The organism is Streptomyces sp. NPDC107538, assembly GCF_055657445.1.
This window is the reverse complement of the sequence record NZ_JBVKAY010000002.1, coordinates 364,720-381,425: the sequence shown is the minus strand read 5'-3', so window position 1 is coordinate 381,425 and position 16,706 is coordinate 364,720. Positions and strand designations below refer to the sequence as shown.

Annotated in this window: 18 protein-coding genes; 12 read left to right on the top strand and 6 right to left on the bottom strand. The window is 71.0% G+C overall.

Features of this window, described 5'->3' with window-relative positions; genetic code table 11:
• Positions 1–115: 115 nt before the first annotated feature.
• Positions 116–1,783, bottom strand: coding sequence for a fumarate hydratase (locus ACZ7MG_RS07570; protein ID WP_471387895.1), 1,668 nt, complete (start codon positions 1,781–1,783; stop codon positions 116–118).
• Between the two features lie 157 nt (positions 1,784–1,940).
• On the opposite strand from ACZ7MG_RS07570, the gene ACZ7MG_RS07565 reads away from it, so the two are divergent.
• Both ACZ7MG_RS07565 and ACZ7MG_RS07560 read left to right on the top strand, forming a co-directional pair.
• Positions 1,941–2,663, top strand: a complete 723-nt coding sequence (locus ACZ7MG_RS07565; RefSeq protein WP_471387892.1) for a DUF1707 SHOCT-like domain-containing protein — start codon at positions 1,941–1,943, stop codon at positions 2,661–2,663.
• A 185-nt stretch (positions 2,664–2,848) separates the two neighbouring features.
• Complete coding sequence (locus tag ACZ7MG_RS07560; RefSeq protein ID WP_351404479.1) at positions 2,849–3,226, top strand: WhiB family transcriptional regulator; 378 nt, start codon at positions 2,849–2,851, stop codon at positions 3,224–3,226.
• A 76-nt stretch (positions 3,227–3,302) separates the two neighbouring features.
• On the opposite strand, the gene glpX is transcribed toward ACZ7MG_RS07560, so the two are convergent.
• Positions 3,303–4,337: a class II fructose-bisphosphatase gene (glpX, locus tag ACZ7MG_RS07555; RefSeq protein ID WP_471387888.1), complete on the bottom strand. Its 1,035-nt coding sequence runs from the start codon at positions 4,335–4,337 to the stop codon at positions 3,303–3,305.
• Positions 4,338–4,471: 134 nt separating this feature from the next.
• On the opposite strand from glpX, the gene ACZ7MG_RS07550 reads away from it, so the two are divergent.
• On the top strand, positions 4,472–4,981 hold the full coding sequence (locus tag ACZ7MG_RS07550; protein ID WP_471388286.1) for a DUF4245 domain-containing protein: 510 nt from the start codon (positions 4,472–4,474) through the stop codon (positions 4,979–4,981).
• Between the two features lie 111 nt (positions 4,982–5,092).
• On the opposite strand, the gene ACZ7MG_RS07545 is transcribed toward ACZ7MG_RS07550, so the two are convergent.
• The gene (locus tag ACZ7MG_RS07545; protein ID WP_471387885.1) at positions 5,093–5,377 is read right to left on the bottom strand and encodes an exodeoxyribonuclease VII small subunit; all 285 of its coding nucleotides are present in this window, start codon (positions 5,375–5,377) and stop codon (positions 5,093–5,095) included.
• Between the two features lie 10 nt (positions 5,378–5,387).
• A complete protein-coding gene (xseA, locus tag ACZ7MG_RS07540) occupies positions 5,388–6,656 on the bottom strand; it encodes an exodeoxyribonuclease VII large subunit (RefSeq protein WP_471387882.1) in 1,269 nt (422 codons plus the stop codon).
• A 274-nt stretch (positions 6,657–6,930) separates the two neighbouring features.
• On the opposite strand from xseA, the gene ACZ7MG_RS07535 reads away from it, so the two are divergent.
• Together ACZ7MG_RS07535 and ppgK are read left to right on the top strand one after the other, a co-directional pair.
• Positions 6,931–7,941: a 4-hydroxy-3-methylbut-2-enyl diphosphate reductase gene (locus ACZ7MG_RS07535; RefSeq protein WP_471387879.1), complete on the top strand. Its 1,011-nt coding sequence runs from the start codon at positions 6,931–6,933 to the stop codon at positions 7,939–7,941.
• A 151-nt stretch (positions 7,942–8,092) separates the two neighbouring features.
• Positions 8,093–8,839 (top strand): polyphosphate--glucose phosphotransferase, encoded by a 747-nt coding sequence (gene ppgK / locus ACZ7MG_RS07530; protein ID WP_471387876.1) that lies wholly within the window; start codon positions 8,093–8,095, stop codon positions 8,837–8,839.
• A 246-nt stretch (positions 8,840–9,085) separates the two neighbouring features.
• Here the strand turns inward: ppgK and ACZ7MG_RS07525 are convergent, their stop codons facing one another.
• A complete protein-coding gene (locus ACZ7MG_RS07525) occupies positions 9,086–9,817 on the bottom strand; it encodes a DUF6542 domain-containing protein (RefSeq protein ID WP_471387873.1) in 732 nt (243 codons plus the stop codon).
• Between the two features lie 159 nt (positions 9,818–9,976).
• Between ACZ7MG_RS07525 and ychF the strand changes: the two genes are divergently transcribed.
• On the top strand, positions 9,977–11,065 hold the full coding sequence (gene ychF / locus ACZ7MG_RS07520) for a redox-regulated ATPase YchF (protein WP_471387870.1): 1,089 nt from the start codon (positions 9,977–9,979) through the stop codon (positions 11,063–11,065).
• A gap of 141 nt (positions 11,066–11,206) precedes the next feature.
• Complete coding sequence (locus ACZ7MG_RS07515; protein WP_471387867.1) at positions 11,207–11,380, top strand: hypothetical protein; 174 nt, start codon at positions 11,207–11,209, stop codon at positions 11,378–11,380.
• A 28-nt stretch (positions 11,381–11,408) separates the two neighbouring features.
• Here ACZ7MG_RS07515 and ACZ7MG_RS07510 read toward each other — a convergent pair whose 3' ends face one another.
• On the bottom strand, positions 11,409–12,515 hold the full coding sequence (locus ACZ7MG_RS07510; protein WP_471387864.1) for a threonine synthase: 1,107 nt from the start codon (positions 12,513–12,515) through the stop codon (positions 11,409–11,411).
• A gap of 157 nt (positions 12,516–12,672) precedes the next feature.
• Between ACZ7MG_RS07510 and ACZ7MG_RS07505 the strand changes: the two genes are divergently transcribed.
• The 5 genes from ACZ7MG_RS07505 to ACZ7MG_RS07485 all read left to right on the top strand — a co-directional run bounded on the left by ACZ7MG_RS07505 (position 12,673) and on the right by ACZ7MG_RS07485 (position 16,569).
• Entirely contained in the window at positions 12,673–13,818 is a 1,146-nt protein-coding gene (locus ACZ7MG_RS07505; RefSeq protein WP_471387861.1) for a DUF4190 domain-containing protein, read from the top strand.
• 147 nt (positions 13,819–13,965) lie between these two features.
• Complete coding sequence (locus ACZ7MG_RS07500) at positions 13,966–14,718, top strand: GntR family transcriptional regulator (protein ID WP_471387858.1); 753 nt, start codon at positions 13,966–13,968, stop codon at positions 14,716–14,718.
• Positions 14,719–15,162: 444 nt separating this feature from the next.
• Positions 15,163–15,363, top strand: coding sequence for an SPOR domain-containing protein (locus tag ACZ7MG_RS07495; RefSeq protein ID WP_471387855.1), 201 nt, complete (start codon positions 15,163–15,165; stop codon positions 15,361–15,363).
• 45 nt (positions 15,364–15,408) lie between these two features.
• Positions 15,409–15,813, top strand: coding sequence for a (deoxy)nucleoside triphosphate pyrophosphohydrolase (locus ACZ7MG_RS07490; protein ID WP_471387852.1), 405 nt, complete (start codon positions 15,409–15,411; stop codon positions 15,811–15,813).
• 348 nt (positions 15,814–16,161) lie between these two features.
• Positions 16,162–16,569 carry an ATP-binding protein gene (locus ACZ7MG_RS07485; RefSeq protein WP_471387850.1) on the top strand — a complete coding sequence of 136 codons (408 nt, stop codon included), beginning with the start codon at positions 16,162–16,164 and terminating at the stop codon, positions 16,567–16,569.
• Positions 16,570–16,706 lie beyond the last annotated feature (137 nt).

Genomic DNA, 16,706 nt, shown 5'->3' with positions numbered 1-16,706 from the left:
CAGACCGGAACGGGGTCGGGGACGGGGCCCCGGCGGGGTCGAAGGGGCGGAGCCCCTGGGAGGGGACGGGCAGGGGCGGCGGGGGCGAGAATCCTCTCCCGCCGCCCCGAAGGCGCTACGCCAGCCCGGGGCCCCGCACCGGAATGCTCGTGAACGTCGGCGCCGGCGCCGGGTTCTGGAAGAAGTCGTTGCCCTTGTCGTCGACGACGATGAACGCCGGGAAATCCTCGACCTCGATCTTCCAGACGGCCTCCATGCCGAGCTCCTCGTACTCGACGACCTCGACCTTCTTGATGCAGTCCTGGGCGAGCCGCGCGGCCGGACCGCCGATCGAGCCGAGGTAGAAGCCGCCGTGGCTGCCGCACGCGTCCGTGACCTGCTGCGAGCGGTTGCCCTTGGCCAGCATCACCTTGGACCCGCCCGCCGCCTGGAACTGCTCGACGTAGGAGTCCATCCGCCCGGCCGTGGTCGGACCGAAGGAGCCGGACGCGTAGCCTTCCGGAGTCTTGGCCGGGCCCGCGTAATACACCGGGTGGTCCTTCAGGTACTGCGGCATCTCCTCGCCCGCGTCGAGCCGCTCCTTGATCTTGGCGTGCGCGATGTCACGGGCCACGACCAGCGGCCCGGAGAGCGAGAGCCGCGTCTTCACCGGGTACTTGGTCAGCTCGGCGAGGATGTCGTCCATCGGCTGGTTGAGGTCGATCCGGACGACGTCCGACGCCTCGTCGAGGTGCTCGTCGGTCGTCTCCGGCAGGAACCTGGCCGGGTCGGTCTCCAGCTGCTCCAGGAAGACGCCCTCCGCCGTGATCTTCGCGACGGCCTGCCGGTCGGCCGAGCAGGAGACGGCGATCGCGACCGGGCAGGAGGCGCCGTGCCGCGGCAGCCGGATCACGCGTACGTCGTGGCAGAAGTACTTGCCGCCGAACTGCGCCCCGATCCCGATCTTCTGCGTCAGCTCGAAGACCTTCTCCTCCAGGTCCTTGTCCCGGAAGCCGTGCCCGAGCGGCGACCCCTCGGCCGGGATCTCGTCCAGGTAGTGCGCGGAGGCGTACTTCGCGGTCTTCAGCGCGTACTCGGCGCTCGTACCGCCCACCACGATCGCGAGGTGGTACGGCGGACAGGCGGCCGTCCCCAGCGAACGGATCTTGGCCTCCAGGAACTTCATCATGGAGGCCTCGTTCAGGACGGCCTTCGTCTCCTGGTACAGGAACGACTTGTTGGCGGAGCCGCCGCCCTTGGCCATGAACAGGAACTTGTACGCGCCGCCGTCGGTCGCGTACAGCTCGATCTGCGCCGGCAGGTTCGACCCGGTGTTCTTCTCCTCCCACATGGTGAGCGGAGCCATCTGCGAGTACCGCAGGTTCAGCTTGGTGTACGCGTCGTAGATGCCCTTCGACAGGGCCTTCTCGTCCTCGCCGCCGGTGAGCACGTTCTGTCCGCGTTTGCCCATGACGATCGCCGTGCCCGTGTCCTGGCACATGGGCAGCACACCGGCGGCCGCGATGTTCGCGTTCTTCAGCAGGTCGAGCGCGACGAACTTGTCGTTGGACGACGCCTCGGGGTCGTCGATGATCCGGCGGAGCTGCGCGAGGTGCGCCGGGCGCAGATAGTGCTGGATGTCATGGATCGCCTCGGCGGCCAGCTCCCGCAGCGCCTCCGGCTCCACCTTGAGGAACGTCCGCCCGTCGGCCTCGAAGGTGGAGACACCCTCGGAGGTCACCAGCCGGTACGGGGTGGTGTCCTCTCCCATGGGGAGCAGATCGGTGTACTCGAACTCAGGCATCGGTGCCCATTCCTCACTAGACAGACCGCACGGCTGGCCTCCATCGGCAGCGTCCACCAGCGTAGAACCTGCCCGAGGGGGCGGGCTTGTGAGGTAAGGCTCAGTTCCACCCTGGAGGGGGCTATCGCGATCTATCGTGTTTCGGTACGCTGCTGCCGTGGACCTTCAGAAGCAGCCCGAACCGCGTGCCTCCGTCGCCGAGCTGCGCGCCTCGGACGCCGACCGTGACCGGATCGCCGACATCCTGCGCGACGCCCTCGCCGAGGGCCGCCTCACCGCCGAGGAGCACGCCGAGCGGGTCGAGGGCGTGCTGGCCGCCAAGACGGTCGGCGCACTGGACGTGTTCATCCAGGACCTGCCCGCCGCCCACACCCCCAAGGCGCCGTACGCGTCGGCGTCGTACGCGCCCGTCACCACCGCGCCCGCCCGCCCCACCCCCGGCGCCATCCCGGTCGACCCCGACGACCGGCTGCTGGCCGTCTTCAGCGCCTCCACGCGCAAGGGCCGCTGGCGGCCGGGCCGCCGGATCCACGCGTACGCGATATTCGGCAGCGTGGAGATAGACCTCAGCGAGGCCCTGTTCGAGCACCGCCAGGTGATGATCAAGGTGTTCTCGGTCTTCGGCAGCGTCGACATCCGCGTCCCGGAGAACGTCTCGCTGCGCGGCAGCGGCGCCGGTGTCCTCGGCAACTTCGAGGTGGACGCGCTGGATTCGGGCGAACCCGACGCCCCCGTGGTCTTCGTGGACGGATTCGCCGTCCTCGGGAGCATCGAGGCGAGGCCCAAGCGGGGCAAGGCGATCGCCGACCTCCTCGGCCGGGTCGCCGACCACATGTCCCACGGGGCGTACGGCCATTTGCGCAAACGCCTGGACCGTTGACGCCTGTGAATTCGACCGGGCCCGCACTCCACCCGCACCCCACCCGAAAGGATCTGATCCGCTTGTGACCAGGCGGTGTTGACGGCGAATTCCAGCGGATCGGGACTCAGTGCATAGGCCCGCGCACAGCGGGTAGGCCTTGCTGCATCGTCTCTCGCTCGCGAAGCCGTCGTCAGGAGTAGACCGTGCTGCATCCGCCGCATTCGTCCCTGCAGGTCGCTGCCGTTCCGCCGCAGCGGGTGCCAGTGCGAGACAGGGATCAGGACGCCCCGTGGCACACGGAGGCCGTGTGCCGGCGTGACGAGGCCGGGCTGTTCTTCGCCCCCTCCAAGGAACCCACCGCGTCCCGGCTCTCCCGGGAGGAAGCCGCCAAGCGCGTCTGCGCCCGCTGTCCCGTCATGGTCGAGTGCCGGGAACACGCACTCCTGCAACCCGAGCCCTACGGAGTCTGGGGCGGCCTGACCGCGGCCGAACGCCGGGTGGTGCTGGCCCGCAGGCGCCGCCGGGACCTGGAACTGCAGAAGGCGGCACGGACGAACGGGACGATAGCGGCGGCCGGTTGACAGAAGGGCGCCCTCTCCGCACAAGAGGGCGCCCTCATGTTGTCCAGGGGCGCGGGGAACCGCCCCGGCCCACGGCCTACTTGGGCTTCTCGAAGTCGATCGAGCTGTAGGCCCGCAGCTTGCTCAGCCGGTGCGTCGAGTCGATGCGCCGTACCGTCCCCGACTTCGACCGCATCACGATCGAGTCGGTGGTCGCGGTCTCCGACCGGTACCGCACACCGCGGAGCAGCTCCCCGTCCGTGATCCCGGTCGCCACGAAGAACACGTTCTCCCCGGACACCAGGTCGTCGGTCGTCAGCACCCGGTCGAGATCGTGCCCCGCGTCGACCGCCCGCTGCCGCTCCGCGTCGTCCTTCGGCCACAACTTGCCCTGGATCGTGCCGCCGAGGCACTTCACCGCACAGGCCGAGATGATGCCCTCGGGCGTACCGCCCACGCCGAGCAGCAGATCGACACCCGTGCCCTCGCGCAGCGCCAGGATCGAGCCCGCGACATCCCCGTCGGAGATCAGCTTGATCCGCGCGCCGGCCTCCCGGATCTCCTGGATGATCCCCTCGTGCCGGGGCCGGTCCAGGATGACCACGGTCACATCCTCCGTCGCGGACCGCTTCGCCTTGGCCACCCGGCGGATGTTGACCGACACGGGTGCGTCGATGTCGACGAAGTCGGCCGCCTCGGGCCCGGTCACCAGCTTGTCCATGTAGAAGACGGCCGAGGGGTCGAACATCGTGCCCCGGTCGGCCGCCGCGAGCACGGCGATCGCGTTGGTCATGCCCTTGGCCGTGAGCGTCGTCCCGTCGATCGGGTCCACGGCGATGTCGCACTCCGGGCCGGTGCCGTCGCCGACACGCTCCCCGTTGAAGAGCATCGGGGCCTCGTCCTTCTCGCCCTCCCCGATCACGACGACGCCGTTCATCGACACGGTGGAGACGAGGGTCCGCATGGCGCGCACGGCGGCTCCGTCCGCCCCGTTCTTGTCCCCGCGGCCGACCCAGCGGCCCGCGGCCATCGCCGCCGCCTCGGTGACCCGCACGAGCTCCAGGGCGAGGTTGCGGTCGGGGGCCTCGGAGGGGACTTCGAGCTCGGACGGCAGATGATGGTTCTCGGTCATCGGAGCGCACCTTTCTGATACGACGACGGCCGGATGAGGGTTCCGCCCGACTCTATCGTCAGTCCGACAAAATGAGCAGGGGACCCCACGGATGAGCGGACCGGTGCACCTGCGACGATGAGGGCGTGGCAGGTATGAAAGGCAAGCAGACCGTTCGCGACATGGTCCTCTCCCTGGGGCTCATCGTGCTGGCGGCATGGGTCATCTATCTCTTCATCCCGCATGACGAGACCGAGCAGGAGCTCAAGCGCGTCGACTACCGCGTCGAACTGCTGACGGCACGCCGCGCCGCCTCCTACGCGGTGGCCGCGCCCGAGGGCCTGCCCAGCGCCTGGAAGGCGACCTCCGTCCGCTTCCAGGGCGACGAGTCCGACCACTGGCACCTCGGGTTCCACGACCCCGAAGGTCAGTACGTGGGCGTCGAGCAGTCCGCCGAGAAGCCGTCCCGGTTCATCGCGGACGCCACCCAGGACGCGAAGAAGACCGGGACCACGCAGGAGATCGGCGACGAGACCTGGGTCCGGTACGAGGGCGAGCGCTACGACGCCCTCGTCCTGGAGCAGGAGGGCTCCACGACCGTCGTCGCCGGCTCCGCGTCCTTCGCCCAGCTGACGAAGATGGCCGAGGCACTCAGGACGGAGTGACGGCACGGGCGGTGAACCGGCGCACCGGCCGGCGCACCGCCTCGGCACACACGAAGGGCCCCGGCGATCTCGTCGGGGCCTCCTTGCGCGCCGGGGCCTTCTCGCCGCCGATCAGCCGGTCTTGCCGCCCCCGCCCCCGCCCCCGCCCTCGTCCTCCGCCAGCGCCGCGTCCAGCCGGGCCCGCGCCCCGTCCAGCCAGCGGCGGCAGACCTTGGCCAGCTCCTCGCCGCGCTCCCAGAGGGCGAGGGACTCCTCCAGCGTCGTACCGCCCGCCTCCAGCCGCCGGACGACCTCGATCAGCTCGTCCCGCGCCTGCTCGTACCCGAGGGCGCGGTCGGCCTCGGAGGTCCCGGCCGCCCCGGTCGTCCCGTCGGCCTCGCTCACGTTGCTGGTCATGCGGCCCACCTTATGCGTCCCCTCCGACAGTCCCGGTCCCACCGGCAGCCGCTGTCCCGTCCACCGTTCCCGTTCCGTCGACCCGGACGACGAACTCGCCCTCGGCCACCCGTGCCCGCAGCGGCTCCTCCGGCCCGACCTCGCCGGGCGCGCGGACCACATGCCCGTCGGCCTTCTGCAGCACCGCGTACCCCCGCTGGAGCGTCGCCGCCGGGGAGAGGGCCACCACGCGCGCGTGGGTGTGCGTCAACTCCGAGACGGCACGGTCCAGATGGTGCCCGAGACAGCGGCGGCCCCGGTCCAGCAGCGAGGCCACATGGTCGGCCCGCTCGTCGATCATGCGGTGCGGATCCTCTATCGAGGGCCGTGCCAGCGCATGGGCCAGCCCCCGTTCCTCCCGCTCCACGAACGCCTCCACACACCGCCGCGCCCGGTCCCGCAGCCACCGCACCCGCTCGTACTCCTCACCCACGTCCGGCACGACCTTCTTCGCCGCGTCGGTGGGAGTGGACGCGCGCAGGTCCGCGACGTAGTCCAGCAGCGGCGTGTCCGGCTCGTGCCCGATCGCCGACACCACCGGCGTACGACAGGACGCGACCGCCCGTACGAGCTGCTCGTCGGAGAAGGGCAGCAGGTCCTCCACGCTGCCGCCGCCGCGCGCGACGACGATGACGTCCACGCCCTCCAGCGCGTCCAGCTCCTTCACGGCCTGCACGACCTGCGGGACCGCGTGCACGCCCTGCACGGCGACGTTGCGCACCTCGAAGCGGACGGCCGGCCAGCGGTGCCGGGCGTTCTCCAGCACGTCCCGCTCGGCCGCCGAGGCCCGGCCGCACACCAGCCCGATGAGCTGCGGCAGAAAGGGCAGCGCCTTCTTCCGCTCGGGCGCGAACAGCCCCTCGCTCGCCAGGGACTTCTTCAACTGCTCCAGCCGGGCCAGCAGTTCACCGACCCCGACCGGCTTTATCTCGGTGGCCCGCAGTGACAACTGGCCACGCGGCGCATACCACTCGGGCTTCGCGAGGACGACGACGCGGGCGCCCTCGCTCACCACGTCGGCCACCGAGTCGAACACCTGGCGGTAGCAGGTCACGCCCACGGAGATGTCGTGCGACGGGTCCCGCAACGTGAGGAACACGACGCCCGCGCCCGGGCGCCGCGACAGCTGGGTGATCTGCCCCTCCACCCACACCGCGCCGAGCCGGTCGATCCAGCCGCCGATGAGCCGGGAGACCTCGCCGACGGGGAGGGGGGACTCGGCGGACGTGTTGAGAGCCATGCGGTGAGGGTAGCGGGGGGCGCGGACGGGGGTGGGGGGTGCGGTTTCGTCGGCGGGTGCGGGTGGTTCGTGGTTGCTCGCGCAGTTCCCCGCGCCCCTGAAAGAGGCCTGCGGCCCTTTCGGGGCGAAAAGCACGGGGCGCAGCCCCTGCTTTTCAGGGGCGCGGGGAACTGCGCGAGAAGCCCCACCGGACCCGCACCCGCCGACGAACCCCGCACCTCCCACCCTCTGCCGCGCTCCCGTCGGCCAAGGCCCCGCCGGGGAACCCCCTACGATGGAAGACATGACCGCTTCGCCTGGCCGCCGCCGTGTCCTCCTCGCCGCCCCGCGCGGCTACTGCGCGGGTGTCGACCGCGCGGTGATCGCCGTCGAAAAGGCCCTGGAGCAGTACGGGGCCCCGATCTACGTCCGTCACGAGATCGTCCACAACAAGTACGTCGTGCAGACGCTGGAGAAGAAGGGCGCCATCTTCGTCGAACAGACGGAGGAGGTCCCCGAGGGCAACATCGTCATGTTCTCGGCCCACGGCGTCGCCCCGACCGTCCACGACGAGGCCGCCCGCGGCAAGCTCGCCACCATCGACGCGACCTGCCCGCTGGTCACCAAGGTCCACAAGGAAGCCATCCGGTACGCCAACGAGGACTTCGACATCCTCCTGATCGGGCACGAGGGCCACGAGGAGGTCATCGGCACCTCCGGCGAGGCACCGGACCACATCCAGCTGGTCGACGGCCCCGGGGACGTCGCCAAGGTCGAGGTCCGCGACCCGTCCAGGATCGTCTGGCTCTCGCAGACCACGCTCTCCGTCGACGAGACGATGGAGACCGTCGGCGCGCTCAAGGAGAAGTTCCCGCTGCTCGTCTCGCCGCCCAGCGACGACATCTGTTACGCCACGCAGAACCGTCAGCTCGCGGTGAAGCAGATGGGCGCCGAGGCCGAGCTGGTCATCGTGGTCGGCTCCCGCAACTCCTCCAACTCGGTCCGGCTCGTCGAGGTCGCCAAGCTCGCCGGTTCCCGCGAGGCGTACCTCGTGGACTACGCGAGCGAGATCGACGAGGCCTGGCTGGAGGGCGTGGAGACCGTCGGCGTCACCTCGGGCGCCTCCGTCCCCGAGGTCCTCGTCGAAGAGGTCCTGGAGTGGCTCTCCCAGCGCGGCTTCGAGGACGTCGAGCTGGTCAAGGCCGCCGAGGAGTCGATCACCTTCTCCCTGCCCAAGGAGCTCCGCCGCGACCTGCGCGAGGAGGCCGCGTCCCTCGTCGCCGAGCGCACCGAGCGCAGCGCCTGACCGACACGGGCACCCCCGACACGACCGTACGGCCCCGGAACGTGAAGGTTCCGGGGCCGTACGCGTACCGGCGCGTGAGGATCGCGGCCCCCCGGCGGCGGCCGACCCCCTCGGCAACGTGACTGTCAGTCGTACGACGTAACGTAGGGCCATGCACATCTTCGGCGTGGACATCGGTGGTTCCGGGATCAAGGGCGCTCCCGTGGACCTGGACCTGGGCGACCTGGCGGACGAGCGGTACAAGGTGCTGACCCCGCACCCGGCGACGCCGGACTCGGTCGCCGACGGAGTCAAGGAGGTCGTCGACCACTTCGGCTGGACCGGCCCGGTCGGCATCACCTTCCCCGGCGTGGTCACCGGCGGCGCCACGATCCGTACGGCGGCCAATGTCGACAAGTCCTGGATCGACACCGACGCGCGCGCTCTCCTCGGCGACCGGCTCGGCGGCCTCCCGGTGACCGTGGTCAACGACGCGGACGCGGCGGGCGTCGCCGAGGTCCAGTTCGGTGCCGGGCGGGGCCGCCGGGGCACGGTCATCCTGCTCACCTTCGGCACGGGCATCGGCAGCGCCGTCTTCTCCGACGGCGTCCTCGTCCCCAACACGGAGCTGGGCCACCTGGAGCTGCACGGCCACGACGCCGAGACCCGCGCCTCCACCAAGGCCAAGGAGGACCACGAGCTGACCTGGGAGCACTGGGCCAAGCGCGTCACCAAGTACCTCGCCCACGTCGAGATGCTCTTCTCCCCCGAACTGTTCATCATCGGCGGCGGCGTCAGCCGCAAGTCCGCCAAGTTCCTCCACCTCATCGAGGACATCAGAGCGGAGATCGCCCCGGCCCAACTCCAGAACAACGCGGGCATCGTAGGCGCGGCAATGAGAGCAGCAAAGGCGGACTAGGGACCACCGGCGCCCTGAAGGGGCGCGGGGAACTGCGCGCCCAGCCACGAAGCCGCCGCAGCCAACCGACGGCCCGCCGCGGCACGCCCCACGGGAGCGCCGCCTGCCTTGGAACCCCCCCCGGATCACCGACGCCCTGAAGGGGCGCGGGGAACTGCGCGCTCAGCCACGACGGCGCCGAAACCCGAACGACGGCCCGCCGCGGCACGCCCCACCAGAGCGCCGACTGCCTTGGAACCCCCGGAGCTACCCCCGAGGCACGGCCCGGCGGGGCTGGGCCGGAGGCCTCGGCGCCAGGGGAGCGGCCGGCCGGCGCTCGGCCGGGGGCTGCGGCTGGACACCCCGGCCCCGGCCCTGCCCCCCGACCCGCACCCGGCCGCCGACTTGACCAGCCCTCACCCGTTCCCGTTCCCGTTCGGCCGCCCGGCGACCCATCAGCCGGAGCTTGCGTACGGTCACGATGACGCCGGCGACGAGCGTGCCGCCGTAGAGCCAGCCTGCCTGCATGGCGAGGGCGGTGACCAGGGCCATCAGATGCCCGCCGAGTCCGCCCTCGCCCTCGGCGAGCAGCGGCAGCCCGGCGGCGAAGGCGATCGGTACGACCACGGGCGCGCTCGCCAGGTCACCGCCCCGCACCCACACCGCGCTCAACGCGCTGACCAGCAGGAACAGCACCCCGTACAGCACGGCGGACGCACCGAACAGCAGCCGGTCGAGGCCGGCGAGCACAAACATCGCCACCCCGCAGAACAACCCACAGCCCAGCCCGGTCAGACGGGGGTTCGGCATCCGGCGCACGGCCCGCGCGACGCTCCGCACGGCTCGTACCGGCGGCGGTACGGGCCCGCGCGCGACCGGAGCACGACGCGGCACGCCCGCGCCGGGAATCCGGCCCCCTCTCCCGGCCTGCGGGGGAAGGGGCGGGACGCCGCGCTGCGGCCCGGTGCGGGGGAGGTACACGCTCTGCTGCTGATCCACTCGTCCAACTTAGGTCGGTTAATGTGCCGAATGGGTTCACAGACACGCCGTTGAGCGGACCTTGGCCAAGCGTTCGACAGCTCGCCTGGCCGGGTGCCGGCACGCCGTAAACTGGGGGACCGGCCGCCTGGCCCTCCTACGCAACGGGAAGTCGCAAACGTGTCGCTCACGATCGGAATCGTCGGTCTGCCCAATGTCGGCAAGTCGACCCTGTTCAACGCCCTGACCAAGAACGACGTGCTGGCGGCCAACTACCCGTTCGCCACGATCGAGCCGAACGTCGGCGTCGTGGGCGTCCCGGACGAGCGCCTGACGAAGCTGGCCGAGATCTTCAGCTCGCAGAAGATCCTCCCGGCGACCGTCGACTTCGTCGACATCGCGGGCATCGTGCGCGGCGCCAGCGAGGGCGAGGGCCTCGGCAACAAGTTCCTCGCGAACATCCGCGAGTCGGACGCGATCTGCCAGGTCATCCGCGCATTCCAGGACGAGAACGTCGTCCACGTCGACGGCAAGGTCTCGCCCAAGGACGACATCGAGACGATCAACACCGAGCTGATCCTCGCCGACCTCCAGACCATCGAGAAGGTCCTGCCGCGTCTCCAGAAGGAGTCGCGCATCAAGAAGGACATCGCCCCGAAGGTCGCCGCGGTCGAGGCGGCCAAGGAGATCCTGGAGAAGGGCGACACCCTCTTCTCCCAGGGCATCGTGCAGGGCTCCGGCAACGAGGAACTCCTCCACGACCTGCACCTGCTCACCACCAAGCCGTTCCTGTACGTCTTCAACGTCGACGAGGACGAGCTGACCGACGAGGACTTCAAGAACGAGCAGCGCGCCCTGGTCGCCCCCGCCGAGGCGATCTTCCTCAACGCCAAGCTGGAGCAGGACCTCGCCGAGCTGGACGAGGCCGACGCGATGGAGCTGCTGGAGTCGGTCGGCGCCGAGGAGCCGGGCCTCGCCACCCTCGCCCGCGTCGGCTTCGACACCCTCGGCCTGCAGACCTACCTGACGGCCGGCCCCAAGGAATCGCGCGCCTGGACCATCAAGAAGGGCGCCACGGCCCCCGAGGCCGCCGGTGTGATCCACACCGACTTCCAGAAGGGCTTCATCAAGGCCGAGGTCATCTCCTTCGCCGACCTCGTCGAAACCGGCTCCGTCGCCGAGGCCCGCGCCAAGGGCAAGGCCCGCATGGAGGGCAAGGACTACGTCATGCAGGACGGGGACGTCGTCGAATTCAGGTTCAACGTCTAGAACCGTGCGAGGGCCGGACCCCCAGGGGTCCGGCCCTTTCTGCTTTTCCAGTGTCGGGAACGTGGCGGTTTGGGGGTGGTGATCTCCGGCGGTGGGAAGCCTTCGACCGGCAGGTACGTCAGGGTGGGGGAGGGGGACCGCATGTGGGTGGCGTTGGCGATATTCGGGGTGCTCGTCGTGTTCAACGGTGAGTTCCGGGTGCTGGCGGTCGCCGCCGGTGCGCTCCTGCTGTGGGTCGGGCACAAGCGGAGCAGCATGCTGCTGACGGCGGTCGGCGCGGGGTTCCTCGCGCTGATGCTGTACGCGGCGTACTGACCCCGGGCCGCTTTGGTTCCCGCTCTCCTCAGTGCTCAGCCAGACCCGTCTTCAGTCCCGCGCCGCACAGCGGCACCACCGCTGTGCGCGCCCCCAGCGCCCCCTCCCGTACGGCCGCCCAGCAGGCCACGCCCGTGGACTCGACGTACAGGCCGCGCGAGGCGAGGTCGCGTTGGGCGTGGCGGATCTGGTCCTCGGTCACGGTGAGGAAGGTGCCGCCGGAGTCACGGACGGCGCGGAGGATCTGGCGGGCCCGGGGCGGACGGGGGATGGCGATGCCCTCGGCGAAGGTGGGTGCCACCGGAGTGTCCCCGACCAGGTCGTCGGCGCCCTCGGTCCAGGCGCGGGCCAGGGGCGCCACGGCGGCGGACTGGACGGCGCAGAGGGCGGGCCGGCGGTCGATGAGGCCCGCCGCGTGCAGTTCGGCGACGGCGAGGGCCGCGCCCAGCAGCAGTGTGCCGTTGCCGACGGGGACGACGATCACCTCGGGGAGCCGGCCGCCCAGGTCCTCCCACAGCTCGTGGACGTAGGTCTTGGTGCCGTGCAGGAAGTACGGGTTGTAGACGTGCGAGGCGTAGAAGACGCCGTCCGCGTCCGCCGCCTCCCGGGCCGCGCGGGCCGTGGCCTCGCGGTCGCCGTCGACGACGTGGAGCTGCGCGCCGTGCGCCCGGATCTGCTCCAGCTTCTTGTCCGACGTGCCGAGCGGGACGTACACCGTGCAGGGCAGCGCGGCCCGGGCGCAGTACGCGGCGACCGCCGTGCCCGCGTTGCCGCTGCTGTCGGCGACCACCTGCCGGGGCCCGAGCCGCAGGGCCAGCTCGGCCAGGAGCACCGCGCCCCGGTCCTTGAAGGAGAGCGTCGGCATGAGGAAGTCGAGCTTGGCCCGGATGCCGTCCTTCAGCTCGACGAGCGGGGTCCGGCCCTCGCCCAGGGACACCGTGGGCGCCGCCAGGGGGAGGCATTCCGCGTAGCGCCAGAGCGAGTTCACCCGGCCGGCCAGGGACTTGAGCGAGGCCGGTGTGGGCGCGAAGTCCAGGTCCAGCGGCCCGCGGCAGGCCGGACAGCACCAGGCGAGCGAGGCGGCGGGGACGCGGGTGCCGTCCGTCGGGCAGAAGCGATCCGGCAGAGGGGTCATGGAGGGAAGGTTAGTGGGGCCGGGTGGGGTGACCGGGGCGGTCGGTGAGGGTGCGTCAGGTGGGTCCCGGACGTATCGCCCACGCCCCGCACGGCTTACCATGCGCCCAGTCGTACGTCAGTTCCCACTCTGCCCGGCGCAAGGAGCATCCGTAGCTGTGGCCACACCCCCGCCCCTCGGGCCCCGGCCGCACCAGCCCTGGGGGCAGCCCTGGGGCCAGGCCTGGGGGCAGCCGTATCCCGCGCCGGTGCCCGCCCCGCCCGTCAACGGGCTCGCGATCGCCGCGCTCGTGCTCGGTGTGCTCTGCTTCCTGCCGGGTGTCGGGCTGCTCCTCGGGGTCGTCGCGCTGGTGCAGATCCGGCGGCGGGGCGAGCGCGGCAAGGGCATGGCCGTGGCCGGAATCGTCCTCTCGACGATCGGCGCGCTGCTGCTCACGCTCGCGTTCACCACGGGCGGCGCGCGCGACGCGTGGCACGGCTTGCGCGACGCGGCGAGCGGCGCGGGCGGCACCTTCACCGTGGTCCCGGGCGAGTGCTTCGACTCGCGGAGCGGCTCCCTGGAGGGATACGCGTACGACGTCGACATCGTGCCGTGCGAGGGCGCGCACGATGCCGAGGTGTTCGCCGACTTCACGCTGCCGGACGACGCCTTCCCGGGCGACGACGCGGTCACCGACGCCGCCGACGACCGGTGCTACGCGCTCTCCGAGACGTATGTGATGGACCCCTGGGCGCTCCCGGCCGACGTCGACGTCTACTACTTCACGCCCACCCGGCAGAGCTGGCGGTACGGCGACCGCGAGGTCACCTGCATGTTCGGCAACGTCGACCCCGAGGGCAGTCTGACCGGCTCGCTGCGCCAGGACGGGACGACCCTCGACGCCGACCAGCTCGCCTTCCTGGAGGCCGACGCGATCCTGAACGACGTCTTCGACGGCATGCCGGAGGCGGAGTACGTCGAGGACGACCTGAGCGGGCATCAGATGTGGGCGTCGGACGTGGCCTGGGCCCTGGAACTGCAAGCCTCCGCGCTGCGCGCGCACGACTGGGAGCCCGCCGCGGGGCGGGCGGTCGGCGACTACGCGGACGCCCTGGACCGGGCGCGCGAGGAGTGGGAGGCGGCGAGCCGGGCGAACGACGCCGATGACTTCACCGCCCACTGGGACAAGGCCTACCGGCTGACCGACGGCCCGAAGCTGGTCACCGCGCGCGAGGCTCTGGGGCTGGCCACCGAGGCACCGACGTACGAGTACGAGGACGGCGGCGACGGCGCTGGCGAGGACGGCCCCGGCGCGGAGGTGTGACGGCCCCCATAGTGGGGAGAAAGTGCCTGCGTAAAGCCCCTACCGGTCACTTGTCATCACATCGAGTGATTCTCTGGCCTTCGCTTGCATGGCCGAACCCACGGTTGCCACGCTGTTGCTGTCTGTACATCCAGATGGGAGCGGCCAGTGACTTTCGGTGAGCAGCCGGCGTACTTGCGTGTCGCGGGTGATCTCCGCAGGAAGATCGTGAACGGATCGCTGCCGCCGCACACCCGTCTCCCGTCCCAGGCCCGTATCCGCGAGGAGTACGGCGTCTCGGACACGGTCGCGCTGGAGGCGCGCAAGGTGCTCATGGCCGAGGGCCTGGTGGAAGGCCGCTCCGGTTCGGGCACCTATGTGCGGGAGCGGCCGGTGCCGCGCCGGGTCTCCCGCTCCGGGTTCCGGCCCGCCGGCGGTGCCACGCCCTTCCGGCAGGAGCAGGCCGACGTCGGGGCGCGCGGCACCTGGGAGTCGCGCAGCGAGCAGGTCGAGGCGGGCCGGACGATCGCCGAGCGGCTCGCGATCCAGATCGGCGACCGTGTGATGTGCACCCGGTACACCTTCCGGGACGCGGGGGAGACGATGATGCTCTCCACCTCCTGGGAGCCCCTCGCCGTCACCGGCCGCACCCCCGTGATGCTTCCCGAGGAGGGCCCCCTCGGGGGCATGGGCGTCGTCGAGCGGATGGCGGCCATCGATGTCGTCGTGGACAACGTCACCGAGGAGGTCGGCGCCCGCCCCGGCCTCGCCGAGGAGCTGCTCGCTCTCGGTGGCGTCCCCGGCCATGTCGTCCTGGTCGTCCATCGCACGTACTTCGCCTCCGGCCGCCCGGTGGAGACGGCCGACGTGGTCGTCCCGGCGGACCGCTACCAGGTGGCGTACCACCTGCCGGTGAAGTGAGCCCGCGCTGCCGGTAGTTCGGAAACCGGCTGATTCCGTGTGTATGCGGCGATGACGCGGGCATGGGTCAAGTGGCCCTTGCCGGAGGGAAGTTGGACTTGTCAGCGCCTCGGGGCTTCGTCCGAACGTAGTTCGAATTCGGTCGTTCTTGCCGCCGGGGCGTCATGACGTCCGGTGGCGGCCCGTTTCGGGCGAATGGTGCTGGACCGCTGCTCGTTGGAGCGTTGGGGGGCGCGCGGGTGGTGATCGGCGGCGCGTTCGGCGGGGTGCGCCCCCCTCGTCTTGGCTGGTTGCGTACCTCTTTGTGAAAAGGCGGATTCGCTGCGTAAAGGTTAGGCGTACGCTCGGGCATATGCGGATTGCGGTTTCCTTAGGTGGCGGGGCGCGGCGGCATCCGGGGGTGGGACCTGGGCGTGCCGGGGCGGGAAGGAGCGGTGGGGGTCGATGAACGACGGCACGATCACTCTTCCCTGGCTCGTCATAAGGCAGGACGACAACGGCAATCGCTACCGGGTGGGCAGGTACGCGACGCGCGCCGAGGCGCAGAACATCGCGGACAGCCTCGACGGTCGCGGCCACAAGCAGCTCTACTGGGTCGAACGCATCGGGCAGAACGTCCAGAACGGGCAGAGTGGGAGCAACTGATTCCCTCCGCCCGGTGCCCTTGTCCGCTCCCGTAGGCTCCCGCGCATGACCGAACCGATCGTGGTGGTGGGAGCCGCTCTGCTGAACGACGGGCGACTGCTCGCCGCGCGCCGCAGCGCACCGCCTGAGCTGGCCGGACGCTGGGAACTGCCGGGCGGCAAGGTGGAGCCCGGGGAGGCTCCCGAACAGGCGCTCGTGCGTGAGCTGCGGGAAGAGCTGGGGGTCGAGGCGAAGTCCGCGGAGCGGGTGCCCGGTGAGTGGGTGGTGCGGCCCGGGTATGTGCTGCGGGTCTGGATCGCGCATCTGCTGTCCGGAGAGCCTCGGGCGCTGGAGGATCATGACGAGCTGCGTTGGCTGACCGTGGATGAGGTGTGGGACGTCGACTGGCTGGAGCAGGATGTGCCGGCCGTGATGGAGGCGGCGCGGGTGGCTTGGGGGGACGGGGGCTGACGGGGCCGGGGGTGGTGTGTGCCGCCGCCGGAGGTGTGGATTTTCCTCGCCCCCGCCGCCCCTACCCGTCCCATCCCCAGGGGCTGCGCCCCTTCGACCCCGCTTCGCGCTGCGCGCGGGCCTTCTGGGGTGGGGCGACTGTGCTTTGGCGGGTGCGGGTCCGTCGGGGCTGGTCGCGCAGTTCCCCGCGCCCCTTGCGGGGCGGGGGTGCTGCTTGCCCAGGGCTCCGCGCCCTGTCTACGCCGTTCGTGCCACAGTGCGCCCTCGTGCGCGGTACTTCGGGCGGGATATCGGGTATGTGCCCATTAACCCCATGAAACCGGACAGGGTCTGCTTCTGGACTGGGAAGTGATCGGCGTGATCGACAGCGGAGACGACTGCGCCGAGTGGACCTTTCCGGCGGAGCCGGGGGCGGTGCGGGGCGCTCGGGCGGTGGTGCGCGGGCAGCTGCGCGCGTGGGGGCTCGACGTGCTCGCGGACATCACCACCCTGTTGGTGAGCGAGCTGGTGACCAACGCGCTGCGGCACGCCACGGGACCCATCGGAGTGCGGCTCGTACGTCCCACCGGCCCCTCGGACGCACTCCTGGTCGAGGTCTCCGACCCGCTGCCCGATCCCCCGCGCGAGCGCGCGGCCGATGTCGACGCCGAGAGCGGCCGGGGGCTGCAGTTGGTGGCCTGCTCCGCGCGGGCCTGGGGTACCCGGCCCGGGGAGTCGGGCAAGACCGTCTGGTTCGAACTGGCGGTTCCCGGCTGAGCGGACCGGTCGGCGTACAGGGCGAAGGTCCTGGTGCACGGCGGGAGTCCACGGCGTACGGACGGGGGGAGGGGGCGGCTCCCCGGGGCGCGCGTGCGACCGACTGGTTCAAGCCAGTAGCGCTGGCTGGAGTCTTT

Excerpts from the sequence above, each read along its gene's own strand:
- ACZ7MG_RS07570 (WP_471387895.1), bottom strand. The coding sequence starts at position 1,783 with ATGCCTGAGTTCGAGTACACCGATCTGCTCCCCATGGGAGAGGACACC.
- glpX (WP_471387888.1), bottom strand. The coding sequence starts at position 4,337 with ATGACCGAGAACCATCATCTGCCGTCCGAGCTCGAAGTCCCCTCCGAG.
- ACZ7MG_RS07550 (WP_471388286.1), top strand. The coding sequence starts at position 4,472 with ATGAAAGGCAAGCAGACCGTTCGCGACATGGTCCTCTCCCTGGGGCTC.
- ACZ7MG_RS07545 (WP_471387885.1), bottom strand. The coding sequence starts at position 5,377 with ATGACCAGCAACGTGAGCGAGGCCGACGGGACGACCGGGGCGGCCGGG.
- xseA (WP_471387882.1), bottom strand. The coding sequence starts at position 6,656 with ATGGCTCTCAACACGTCCGCCGAGTCCCCCCTCCCCGTCGGCGAGGTC.
- ACZ7MG_RS07535 (WP_471387879.1), top strand. The coding sequence starts at position 6,931 with ATGGAAGACATGACCGCTTCGCCTGGCCGCCGCCGTGTCCTCCTCGCC.
- ppgK (WP_471387876.1), top strand. The coding sequence starts at position 8,093 with ATGCACATCTTCGGCGTGGACATCGGTGGTTCCGGGATCAAGGGCGCT.
- ACZ7MG_RS07515 (WP_471387867.1), top strand. The coding sequence starts at position 11,207 with ATGTGGGTGGCGTTGGCGATATTCGGGGTGCTCGTCGTGTTCAACGGT.
- ACZ7MG_RS07510 (WP_471387864.1), bottom strand. The coding sequence starts at position 12,515 with ATGACCCCTCTGCCGGATCGCTTCTGCCCGACGGACGGCACCCGCGTC.
- ACZ7MG_RS07495 (WP_471387855.1), top strand. The coding sequence starts at position 15,163 with ATGAACGACGGCACGATCACTCTTCCCTGGCTCGTCATAAGGCAGGAC.
- ACZ7MG_RS07490 (WP_471387852.1), top strand. The coding sequence starts at position 15,409 with ATGACCGAACCGATCGTGGTGGTGGGAGCCGCTCTGCTGAACGACGGG.